This is a genomic window from Novosphingobium sp. FG137, assembly GCF_057809735.1.
Genome location: NZ_JBMDKN010000008.1, coordinates 40,231 through 52,410 on the forward strand (window position 1 = coordinate 40,231; position 12,180 = coordinate 52,410).

At 64.1% G+C, this 12,180-nt stretch carries 6 protein-coding genes; 4 read left to right on the forward strand and 2 right to left on the reverse strand.

Annotated elements, in window-relative coordinates:
• Positions 1–112: 112 nt before the first annotated feature.
• Together rpoC and rpoB are read right to left on the reverse strand one after the other, a co-directional pair.
• Positions 113–4,393, reverse strand: a complete 4,281-nt coding sequence (rpoC, locus tag ACODS2_RS19705) for a DNA-directed RNA polymerase subunit beta' (protein ID WP_489000303.1) — start codon at positions 4,391–4,393, stop codon at positions 113–115.
• 82 nt (positions 4,394–4,475) lie between these two features.
• Entirely contained in the window at positions 4,476–8,648 is a 4,173-nt protein-coding gene (gene rpoB / locus ACODS2_RS19710; protein ID WP_489000304.1) for a DNA-directed RNA polymerase subunit beta, read from the reverse strand.
• A 625-nt stretch (positions 8,649–9,273) separates the two neighbouring features.
• Between rpoB and rplJ the strand changes: the two genes are divergently transcribed.
• The 4 genes from rplJ (at position 9,274) to groES (ending at position 12,177) form a co-directional block, all read left to right on the forward strand.
• Positions 9,274–9,789: a 50S ribosomal protein L10 gene (gene rplJ, locus ACODS2_RS19715; RefSeq protein ID WP_489000305.1), complete on the forward strand. Its 516-nt coding sequence runs from the start codon at positions 9,274–9,276 to the stop codon at positions 9,787–9,789.
• An 85-nt stretch (positions 9,790–9,874) separates the two neighbouring features.
• On the forward strand, positions 9,875–10,252 hold the full coding sequence (gene rplL, locus ACODS2_RS19720) for a 50S ribosomal protein L7/L12 (protein WP_147159526.1): 378 nt from the start codon (positions 9,875–9,877) through the stop codon (positions 10,250–10,252).
• A gap of 142 nt (positions 10,253–10,394) precedes the next feature.
• Positions 10,395–11,771, forward strand: coding sequence for an MATE family efflux transporter (locus tag ACODS2_RS19725; RefSeq protein ID WP_489000306.1), 1,377 nt, complete (start codon positions 10,395–10,397; stop codon positions 11,769–11,771).
• Positions 11,772–11,889: 118 nt separating this feature from the next.
• Positions 11,890–12,177 (forward strand): co-chaperone GroES, encoded by a 288-nt coding sequence (gene groES / locus ACODS2_RS19730; protein ID WP_298172885.1) that lies wholly within the window; start codon positions 11,890–11,892, stop codon positions 12,175–12,177.
• Positions 12,178–12,180 lie beyond the last annotated feature (3 nt).

Here is a 12,180-nt window from a genome sequence, read left to right on the forward strand (position 1 = left end):
TACCCCCATTCCGGACTGTTTGAACTACGTAGGCCGCAGACAACAAATCAAAAACCCCGCCGGCCAGGGCCGACGGGGTTTTCAACTTGGTCAGTCAGGTCAGGTCAGCCGATCAGGCCTCGCCATCCTTGATCAGGTAGTCACCGGCATCGGCGTCGAGACCGTGGGTCTCACCCTCGACCGCCGCCAGCGGATCGTTGCCGATCGCCGCTTCGGGGCCCTGGGCCAGCTCGGCGGCATGCTCTTCGGCCGCCGAATGGGGCGCGATGAGCGATTCCTGGAGCTTGCGATACGAAGCGCGCAGCGCGGCATCGCGGCTGGTAGCCGCAACGCGCAGGCGGTTCATGCCCGCGCCCGTGCCCGCCGGGATCAGGCGGCCCACGATCACGTTCTCCTTGAGGCCGATCAGCGAGTCCCGCTTGCCCTCGACCGCCGCCTGCGTGAGCACGCGGGTGGTTTCCTGGAACGAAGCCGCCGAGATGAACGAACGCGTCTGCAGCGAAGCCTTGGTGATGCCCAGCAGCACCGGCTTGCCTTCGGCCGGGCGCATGCCCGGCGCGAGCTTGGCGTTGTATTCGTTCATTTCCTCGAGGTCGATCTGCTCGCCTGCCAGCAGTGTGGTATCGCCGCCATCGGTGATCTCGACCTTCTGCAGCATCTGGCGAACGATCACCTCGATGTGCTTGTCGTTGATCTTCACGCCCTGCAGACGATAGACTTCCTGGATTTCCGCCACGAGGTATTCGGCCAGAGCTTCGACGCCCATGACTTCCAGAATGTCGTGCGGGTTGGGCGAACCGCTGATGAGGTTGTCGCCCTTCTTGACCCAGTCGCCTTCCTGAACGTCGATCACCTTCGACTTGGGGATCAGATACTCGACCGGATCGCCTTCCTCGGGGATGATCGCGATCTTGCGCTTGGCCTTGTAGTCGCGAACGAATTCGATGCGGCCCGAGATCTTCGCGATGATCGCGTTGTCCTTCGGGATGCGCGCTTCGAACAGCTCGGCCACGCGCGGCAGACCGCCGGTGATGTCGCGGGTCTTGGCAGCTTCGCGGCTGGCACGCGCCAGCACGTCACCCGCCTGAACCGTCTGGCCATCCTCGACCGAAAGCGTGGTGCCCGGCGCCATCAGATAGCGCGCGGTTTCACCCGAATTCTCGTCAAGCAGGGTCAGGCGCGGACGGAGGTCTTCCTTCTTGGCCCGCCCGCCAGCGCGGTTTTCGGTCACGACGCGCTGGGCAATGCCGGTCGCTTCGTCGACCAGTTCGGTCAGCGTACGGCCGTCGATCAGGTCCTGATAGCGCACCACACCCGGCTTGTCGGTGATCACCGGCAGGGTGAACGGATCCCATTCAGCCAGGCGTTCGCCCAACTTCACCGTGGCCCCGTTCTCGTGGATCAGGTGCGTACCATAAGGCACGCGGTGCATGGCGCGCTCGCGGCCCTCGTTGTCGAGCACCACAATCTCGCCGTTGCGGGCAAGGCTGAGGCGGCGACCACGCGAGTCGGTGATGGTCGGGATATCGCGGTAGACCACGGTACCGTCGCACAGCGATTCGAGGTTCGACTGCTCGTTCACCTGCGCCGCACCACCAATGTGGAACGTACGCATGGTGAGCTGCGTGCCCGGCTCGCCGATCGACTGCGCCGCAATGACGCCAACCGCTTCACCGATGTTCACCGGCGTACCGCGCGCAAGGTCGCGGCCGTAGCAGGTGCCGCAAACACCGACCTGCGCCGCGCAGATCAGCGGCGAACGGATGCGCGCGGACTGCGAGCCCGCAGCCTCGATCTTCGCGATCGCGGCCTCATCCAGCAGCGTGCCCTTGGGCATCAGCACTTCGCCGGTCTTCGCCTCGATCATGTCCTCGGCCAGCGTGCGGCCCAGGATACGTTCGCCAAGCGATGCGATCGTCGCACCACCCTGAACGATCGCGCGCATTTCGAGCGCCCGCTCGGTGCCGCAATCGTCGATGGTGACGACGCAGTCCTGCGAAACGTCGACCAGACGGCGCGTGAGATAACCCGAGTTGGCGGTCTTCAGCGCGGTGTCCGCGAGGCCCTTGCGAGCACCGTGGGTCGAGTTGAAGTACTCAAGGACGGTCAGGCCTTCCTTGAAGTTCGAGATGATCGGCGTCTCGATGATCTCGCCCGAAGGCTTGGCCATCAGGCCGCGCATACCGGCGAGCTGCTTCATCTGCGTCGGCGAACCACGCGCGCCGGAGTGGCTCATCATGTAGATCGAGTTGACCTGCGCCTCACGGCCTTGGTCGTCCAGCGGAGTGGCCTTGATCTCTTCCATCATGGCCGCGGCCACCTGATCGCCGCAACGGCTCCAGGCGTCGATCACCTTGTTGTACTTTTCCTGCTGGGTGATCAGGCCGTCCTGGTACTGCTGCTCGTAGTCGGCGACCAGTTCCTTGGTCTCACCCACCAGCGCGTCCTTGCTGTCGGGGATGATCATGTCGTCCTTGCCGAACGAGATGCCCGCCTTGAACGCGTTGCGGAAGCCCAGCGCCATGATCGCGTCGGCAAACAGCACCGTGTCCTTCTGGCCGGTGTGACGATAGACCTGATCGATGACGTCGGCGATTTCCTTCTTGGTGAGCAGGCGGTTGACCAGCTCGAAGGGAACCGTGCTGCTCTTGGGCAGGCATTCGCCGATGAGCATGCGGCCCGGCGTCGTGTTGTAACGCTTGAGGTACTGCTTGCCGTTCTCGTCGGTCTGCGGCACGCGCGCCACGATCTTGGTGTGCATGGTGACGGCACCGGCGAACAGCGCCTGATGCACTTCGGCCATGTCGGCCATCATCATGCCTTCGCCCGGCTCGCCCTGACGGTCCATCGACAGATAATAGAGGCCCAGCACCATGTCCTGCGAAGGCACGATGATCGGCTTGCCGTTGGCGGGCGAGAGGATGTTGTTGGTCGACATCATCAGTACGCGCGCTTCAAGCTGGGCTTCCAGCGAAAGCGGGACGTGGACGGCCATCTGGTCACCATCGAAGTCGGCGTTGAATGCCGAGCAGACGAGCGGGTGCAGCTGGATCGCCTTGCCTTCGATCAGCACGGGCTCGAACGCCTGAATGCCGAGACGGTGGAGCGTCGGCGCGCGGTTCAGCATCACCGGGTGCTCGCGGATCACTTCATCCAGGATGTCCCAGACTTCCTTGCGCTCCTTCTCGACCCACTTCTTGGCCTGCTTCAGGGTCATCGAGAGACCCTTGGCATCGAGGCGGGCGTAGATGAACGGCTTGAACAGTTCGAGCGCCATCTTCTTGGGCAGGCCGCACTGGTGCAGCTTGAGCTCGGGACCGGTCACGATCACCGAACGGCCCGAATAGTCGACGCGCTTGCCGAGCAGGTTCTGGCGGAAGCGACCCTGCTTGCCCTTGAGCATGTCGGACAGCGACTTCAGCGGACGCTTGTTGGCGCCAGTGATGATGCGGCCGCGGCGACCGTTGTCGAACAGTGCGTCAACGGCTTCCTGCAGCATGCGCTTTTCGTTGCGCACGATGATGTCCGGCGCGCGCAGCTCGATCAGGCGCTTGAGGCGGTTGTTGCGGTTGATGACACGGCGATAGAGATCGTTGAGATCCGAGGTCGCGAAGCGGCCACCATCGAGCGGCACCAGCGGGCGCAGTTCGGGCGGAATGACCGGGATCACGTCGAGGATCATCCACTCCGGACGGTTGCCCGAATCGATGAACGATTCGACGACCTTGAGCCGCTTGATGATCTTCTTGGGCTTCAGCTCGCTCTTGGTGGTGGCGAGCTCCTCCAGCAGGTCCTTGCGTTCCTGCTCGAGGTCGAGGTCCATGAGCATCTGCTTGACCGCCTCGGCGCCAATGCCGGCCGAGAACGCGTCTTCGCCATACTCGTCCTGCGCGTCGAGCAGTTCGTCTTCGGTGAGCAGCTGGTAACGCTCGAGCGCGGTGATGCCCGGCTCGATCACGACATAGCTCTCGAAGTAGAGGATGCGCTCAAGCTGCTTGAGCTGCATGTCGAGCAGCAGGCCGATGCGCGAAGGCAGCGACTTCAGGAACCAGATGTGCGCAACCGGCGCGGCCAGCTCGATATGGCCCATGCGCTCGCGGCGCACCTTGGTGACGGTGACTTCGACGCCGCACTTTTCGCAGACGACGCCCTTGTACTTCATGCGCTTGTACTTGCCGCACAGGCACTCGTAGTCCTTCACGGGGCCGAAGATGCGCGCGCAGAACAGGCCGTCACGCTCGGGCTTGAACGTGCGGTAGTTGATCGTTTCCGGCTTCTTGATCTCGCCGAAGGACCAGCTGCGGATGCGCTCGGGGCTCGCCAGACCGATCTGGATCTGGTCGAAAGTCTCGGGCTTGGCGATCTGGTTGGTGAACTTGGTAAGGTCGTTCATTCTTCATTCCTCACTTGGAGGGAAACTCTAAGCGCGATCAGTCGGTTGGCCGGCGGGCATGTGCCACACCGGCCCTGACTGCTTACTCCGCCGCGATCGCCACGCCGTCTTCGTCGACATCCACCGACGAAAGTTCGACGTTGAGACCCAGGCTGCGCATTTCCTTGACGAGCACGTTGAAGCTCTCGGGAATGCCGGCTTCGAAGGTGTCGTCACCCTTGACGATCGCTTCGTAGACCTTGGTGCGGCCGACCACGTCGTCGGACTTCACCGTGAGCATTTCCTGCAGCGTGTAGGCCGCGCCATAGGCCTGCAGCGCCCAGACCTCCATTTCGCCGAAGCGCTGGCCGCCGAACTGGGCCTTGCCGCCCAGCGGCTGCTGGGTGACGAGGCTGTAGGGCCCGATCGAACGCGCGTGGATCTTGTCGTCGACAAGGTGGTGGAGCTTGAGCACGTACTTCATGCCCACCGTGACCTTGCGGTCGAAAGCCTCGCCGGTGCGACCGTCATAGAGCGTCACCTGGCCCGATTCATCGAGCCCGGCGAGACGCAGCATGTCGGTCACGTCCTTCTCCACCGCACCGTCGAATACCGGCGAACCCATCGGCACGCCCTGGCGAACCGACTGGGCAAGATCGACGATCTGCTCGTCGCTGCGTGCGGCAATCTCGGCGCTGTAGTTGTCGCCGTAGATCTCCGTCAGCAGTTCGCGCACCGCTTCGGGCGGCGCACCGGCTTCGGGGTTCGGATTGGCCTCGCGCCATGCATCGAGCGCTGCGCCGATCCGCTTGCCGAGGCCGCGTGCGGCCCAGCCGAGGTGCGTTTCGAAGATCTGCCCGACGTTCATGCGCGAAGGCACGCCCAGCGGGTTGAGCACGAAGTCGACGGGCGTACCGTCCTCGAGGAACGGCATGTCTTCCTGCGGCAGGATGCGGCTGATGATACCCTTGTTGCCGTGACGGCCGGCCATCTTGTCGCCCGGCTGCAGCTTGCGCTTCACCGCGACGAAGACCTTGACCATCTTGAGCACGCCGGGTGCCAGTTCGTCACCGCGCTCGAGCTTCTCCTTGCGGTCCTCGAACTTCTCCTGGATCGCGCGGACGGCGGTGTCGTACTGCGCCTTGACCGCTTCCAGCTGCTGCTGGCGCGCATCGTCGGCGAGGGCGAACTTCCACCACTCGTGGCGTTCGACATCGGCGAGCACCTGCTCGGTGATCTCTTCGCCCTTCTTGACGCCCTTGGGCGCCGCGGCGGAAACCTGACCAAGCAGCATTTCGCGCAGACGGTTGAAGGTTGCACGGTTGAGGATCGCGCGCTCGTCCTCGCGGTCCTTGGCGAGGCGTTCGATTTCCTCGTTCTGGATCGCGCGGGTACGGTCGTCGATCTCGATGCCGTGGCGGTTGAACACGCGTACATCGACAATCGTGCCCGAAACGCCCGGCGGCAGACGCAGCGAGGTGTCGCGCACGTCGCTCGCCTTCTCGCCGAAGATTGCGCGGAGCAGCTTCTCTTCCGGCGTCATCGGCGATTCGCCCTTCGGCGTGATCTTGCCGACAAGAATGTCGCCCGGGTGCACTTCGGCGCCGATGTAGACGATGCCCGCCTCGTCGAGGTTGCGCAGCGCTTCTTCACCAACGTTCGGAATGTCGCGGGTGATGTCTTCCGGCCCGAGCTTGGTATCGCGGGCCATGACCTCGAACTCCTCGATGTGGATCGAGGTGAAGACGTCTTCCTTCACGATGCGTTCGCTGATCAGGATCGAGTCTTCGTAGTTATAGCCATTCCACGGCATGAACGCGACGAGCACGTTCCGGCCAAGCGCCAGCTCGCCGAATTCGGTCGAGGGACCGTCGGCGATGATCATGCCCTTCTCGATCAGATCACCCACCTTCACCAGCGGACGCTGATTGATGCAGGTCGACTGGTTCGAGCGCTCGAACTTCTGCAGGCGGTAGATGTCGACGCCCGACTGACCGGGTTCGATATCGCCCGAAGCGCGGATCACGATACGGGTCGCGTCGACCTGATCGACCACACCCGAACGCAGCGCCGAGATCGCGGCGCCCGAATCGCGCGCCACGGTCTCTTCCATGCCGGTGCCCACGAACGGTGCGTCGGCCTTGACCAGCGGCACCGCCTGGCGCTGCATGTTCGAACCCATCAGCGCGCGGTTGGCGTCGTCGTTTTCGAGGAACGGAATGAGCGAGGCCGCGACCGACACCAGCTGCTTGGGGCTGACGTCCATGAGCGTCACGTTCTCGCGCGGGCTCATCACGAATTCGCCGTTCTGCCGCGCCGAGACGAGCTCTTCCGCGAACGAACCGTCGGGGTTGAGCCCGGCCGAGGCCTGCGCCACGGTGTGCTTCTGCTCTTCCATCGCCGAGAGATAGACCACGTCGCCGGTGACCTTCTGGTCCACGACCTTGCGGTACGGCGTCTCGATGAAGCCGTACTTGTTGACGCGGGCGAAGGTGGAGAGCGAGTTGATCAGACCAATGTTCGGGCCTTCCGGCGTTTCGATCGGGCAGATGCGGCCATAATGCGTCGGGTGAACGTCGCGCACTTCGAAGCCGGCGCGCTCGCGGGTCAGACCACCCGGCCCGAGCGCCGAAACGCGGCGCTTGTGGGTGACTTCCGAAAGCGGGTTGGTCTGGTCCATGAACTGCGAGAGCTGCGAGGAACCGAAGAACTCGCGCACCGCGGCCACGGCGGGCTTGGCGTTGATGAGGTCGTTCGGCATCACGGTCGATACGTCGACCGAGCTCATGCGCTCCTTCACCGCGCGTTCCATGCGCAGCAGGCCGACGCGGTACTGGTTTTCCAGCAGCTCGCCCACCGAGCGGACGCGGCGGTTGCCGAGGTTGTCGATGTCGTCAACCTCGCCCTTGCCGTCCTTGAGGTTCACCAGTTCCTTGACCACCGCCAGGATATCGTCGGTGCGCAGCGTGGTGACGGTATCCGGGCAATCGAGGCTGAGGCGCATGTTGAGCTTGACGCGGCCCACGGCCGAAAGGTCGTAGCGGTCCGGATCGAAGAACAGGCCGTCGAACAGCGCTTCGGCGGTCTCGCGCGTCGGCGGCTCGCCGGGGCGCATCACGCGGTAGATGTCCGAAAGCGCCTGATCGCGGTCTTCGGCCTTGTCGGCCTTCATCGTGTTGCGGATCCACGGACCCGTGTTCACGTGGTCGATGTCGAGCAGTTCGAGCACGTCGACGCCGGCCTTGTCGAGCACTTCGAGGTTTTCGGGCGAGACTTCATCGCCCGCCTCGATCCAGATGCGGCCGGTGCTCTCGTCGATCATGTCCTTGGCGGCATAGCGGCCGAAGATTTCCTCGGTCGGAATGAGCAGGTTCTGCAAGCCGTCCTTGGCCGCCTTGTTGGCCGCGCGCGGGCTGATCTTGGTGCCGGCGGGGAACACGACTTCACCCGAGGCGGCATCGACGATATCGAATGCCGGCTTCGTGCCGCGCCACTGGTCGAGCACGAAGGGCACCTTCCAGCCGCCCTCGGCACGCGCCCACACGACCTTGGAGTAGAAGAAGTCGAGGATCTGCTCGCCGTTGAGGCCGAGCGCATAGAGCAGCGCCGTCACCGGCAGCTTGCGCTTGCGGTCGATGCGGACGTTCACGATGTCCTTGGCGTCGAACTCGAAATCGAGCCACGAACCGCGATAGGGAATGACGCGCGCGGCAAACAGGTACTTGCCCGAGGAGTGCGTCTTGCCGCGGTCATGGTCGAACAGCACGCCCGGCGACCGGTGCATCTGGCTGACGATGACGCGCTCGGTCCCGTTGATGATGAAGGTGCCGTTGTCGGTCATGAGCGGGATATCGCCCATGTAGACGTCCTGCTCCTTGATATCGATGAGGCTCTTGGTCTCGGTCTCGCTGTCGACTTCGAAGGTCGCGAGCTTGAGCGTCACCTTCATCGGCGCAGCGTAGGTGATCCCGCGCTGGCGGCATTCGTTGACGTCGTACTTCGGCGCCTCGAGCACATAGCCGTCGCGCTCCTTGATATCGAGGCTGGCGGTGCCGGCGAAGTCCTGGATCGGGAAGACCGAGCGCAGCGTCTTTTCCAGACCCGAGACATAGCCCGTGGCGGGATCGGAGCGCAGGAACTGCTCGTAGCTTTCGCGCTGAACCTCGATCAGGTTCGGCATCTGCACCACTTCGTGGATGTCGCCGAAGATCTTGCGGATACGCTTCTTGAAACCGGCGCGTGCCGGCTTGGCCGAGGGGGATGCCTTGGTAGCCATGAAAGGTTCAGCCTCTTGTTTGTCACTCGTGCCGGCCGCAGCCCGGAAGGCTGGAAATCCGGCGAAAACCACACGCGGCGTGTGGTGCCTGAAAGGCGAAACGCCAAGCACCACCCATGGATTCCAGCTGGATTCCCGGTGGCAATTGGCATCATCGCGTCAGACGAAACCCGAACCGCTTCCTTCCTGGGCCGTCCCCCGCGTATGGGACCGCCTTGCTCGAAGCAGTGGGCAAGCGCCGCGAGTTAGGCGCAGAGGGGTGGATTGTCAACCAGCGCCGCACCTCCGCACCACCCCGCAGCCCGCATTGCTTGACTCTTCCCCCCACTTGCGCCAATGCGCCGGCCGACCAGACGAGCTTCGGCTTCCGAAGGTCATCCGTCCGAGACAGCTGGTGCAGGCTTCCTGCTTAATCTCCAGCCTAGACGGGGAAAAGAGTTTCGGGGCGCCGCAAGCGCCCACGGCCTGATGGTCCGCTCTCATGCGGAACGCCAGCCATTCGTGCGGTTTACCGCGCGCTCCTTCCCCCCTCAGCGGACTCGCCCGTGGTACCCCGTGTGCCATGGACAAATGTAGCCGGTCGTCGGGGGCGTGCCCCCTTCGGCCACATGTGAAGGAGTATGGCATGGATCGTTCGCAGAAAGCCGAATCGGTCGCCTTCCTGACCGAGGTGTTCAACGAGGCAGGCGTGGTGGTCATCACCCGCAACCTCGGCCTGTCGGTGGCCCAGTCCACCGCCCTGCGCATCAAGGTCCGCGAGGCGGGCGCTTCGTTCAAGGTTGCGAAGAACAGTCTGGCCAAGATTGCCGCCAAGGGCACCGCGTACGAGGGCATGAGTGACCTCTTCACCGGTCCTACCGGCATCGCCGCTTCGGCGGATCCGGTGGCGGCCGCCAAGGTCGTCGTCAATTTCGCCAAGACCAACGACAAGCTCGAAATCGTTGGCGGTGCAATGGGCACGGTCGTTCTCGACGCCGATGGGATCAAGGCACTCGCCACGATGCCCTCGCTCGACGAGATGCGCGCCAAGCTCATCGGCCTCATTCAGGCTCCGGCGACCAAGATCGCCCAGCTCACAACCGCTCCGGCGGCCAAGCTGGCGCGCGTCTTTGCTGCCTACGCCGAGAAGGATGCCGCGTAAGCGACAAGCAATCTCAGACCTGTTTTTCAGATCATTCGCCCAAGATCATTTGCATTTGGGCAAACCACATTGAGGAGTTATCATCATGGCCGATATCGCCAATCTCGTTGCAGAACTTTCGAAGCTCACCGTTCTCGAGGCCGCTGACCTCGCCAAGGCTCTCGAAGAAGCATGGGGCGTCAGCGCCGCTGCTGCCGTTGCCGTTGCTGCGCCCGCTGGTGGCGGCGAAGCCGCTGCCGTGGTCGAAGAGAAGACCGAATTCGACGTCATCCTGACCGGCGACGGTGGCAAGAAGATCCAGGTCATCAAGGAAGTGCGCGCCATCACCGCGCTCGGCCTGACCGAAGCCAAGGCCCTCGTCGAAGCCGCCCCGAAGGCGATCAAGGAAGGTGTCAACAAGGCCGAGGCCGAGGACATCAAGGCCAAGATCGAAGCTGCCGGCGGCACCGTCGAGATCAAGTAAGCTTCACGGCTTTCGCGGGTGTCTTGAAGCGCCCGTGGTACGGAAAGGGCGGGCCGCAAGGCCTGCCCTTTTTGCTTGCAGTGCCCGCATGTGCCCCCGCGCGCCCTTTCCAAGCTGCCGCGCCGTCCCTATGCCCCGCTCCATGTTTGAAGCTGCACCCACCCGCTGGAGCGATGAATGGCGCGCGACGCTGCGCCTTGCCGCGCCGCTCGTGGGCGCGAATCTGCTGCAAATGGCGGTGTGGGCGGTCGACGTGATCTTCGTTGCGCGGCTCGGCCCCGTGGCGCTGGCCGCCTCCGCGCTCTCGGTCTCGCTGTTCGGCCTCCTCATCTGGAGCCTCACCGGCCTTGTCGGCGCCGCTTCGCCGCTGATCGCTGCCGAAATCGGCGCACGCCGCCACGCCGTGCGCGAAGTGCGCCGCACCGTGCGCATGGCCGGCTGGGCGGGCGTCATCGCGGGCGTCGGCGCGATGGGCGTGTGCCTCCTCGGCGGTCCGCTGATGCGCATCACCGGCCAGAGCGAGGACGTGATCGCACTCGCGGTTCCGTTCCTCAATGTGCTGATGTGGGCCTGTGTTCCCGCCGTGTTCGCTTCGCTGCTGCGCACCGTGGTCTCGACGCTTGGCCGCCCGCTCATCGGCACGGTGATCAACGGCCTCGCCGTCGCGGTCAACGCGCTTGGCAACTACACGTTCGTCTTCGGCCATTTCGGTGCGCCGGCGCTCGGGCTTACCGGGTCCGCCCTGTCGAGCATCGTCACCAGCATGTTCATGCTGGCCGCCTATGCCATCGTCATCCGCAGCGATCGTCGCCTGCGCCGCTATCGCTTTGGCGGGCGCTGGTGGCGGCCGGACTGGACGCGCTTTGCCGACGTGCTGCGGATCGGCCTGCCGATCACCGCCACGATCATCGCTGAGGCGGGCATGTTCAACGGCGCGGCCTTTCTCATGGGCCGCATCGGCGAGGTCGAACTGGCCGCGCACACCGTTGCATTGCAGTTCGCTGCCTTCACCTTCCAGGTGCCCTTCGGCATTGCCCAGGCTGCCACGATCCGCGTCGGCCTTGCCTATGGCGGGCGGGACAAGGCGGCGATCACGCGGTCCGGGCAGGTTGCCATGGTTCTTGGCATCGGCTTCATGGCGTTGATGGCCACGCTGATGCTGGTCTTCCCGAACCTCATCCTCGCCGCCTATATCGACCCGGCAGACCCCGCCAATGCGCGGCTGGTCCAGCTTGCCACGCAGTACATGGTCGTCGCGGCTGCCTTCCAGATCTTCGACGGTGCGCAAGCGGTTGGCGCCGCCCTCCTGCGCGGGCTGCAGGATACCCGCGTGCCGATGGGCATCGCGCTGTTCGGCTACTGGATTCCGGGCATCGGCACCGCGCTGTGGCTCGGCCTGATGACCCCGCTGCAGGGCCTCGGCGTGTGGATCGGGCTTGCCGTCGGCCTCATCGTCGTGGCCGCATTGCTGCTCTGGCGCTGGAACCGGCGTGAGAAGCTGGGACTCCTCCCCACTTAAAAAACTTGGGTGCGGGAGGTTGACCTCCCTGCGCCCCCCACCCATATGCGCCGTGCTGGCACTCTCCACCTGAGAGTGCCAAGTGCCATTTCTGTATCATGGAACAAGGGAGATACCCATGACCTTCCGTCCGCTGCACGACCGCGTGCTCGTGCGCCGTGTCGAAGCCGAGGAAAAGACCGCCGGCGGCATCATCATTCCCGATAGCGCCAAGGAAAAGCCTGCCGAGGGCGAAGTCGTGGCAATCGGTTCGGGCGCCCGCGCCGAAAACGGCACGATCACCCCGCTCGACGTCAAGGTCGGTGACCGCGTGCTGTTCGGCAAGTGGTCTGGCACCGAAGTCAAGGTCGGCGGCGAAGACCTGCTGATTATGAAGGAATCGGACATCCTCGGCGTGATCGGCTGATCA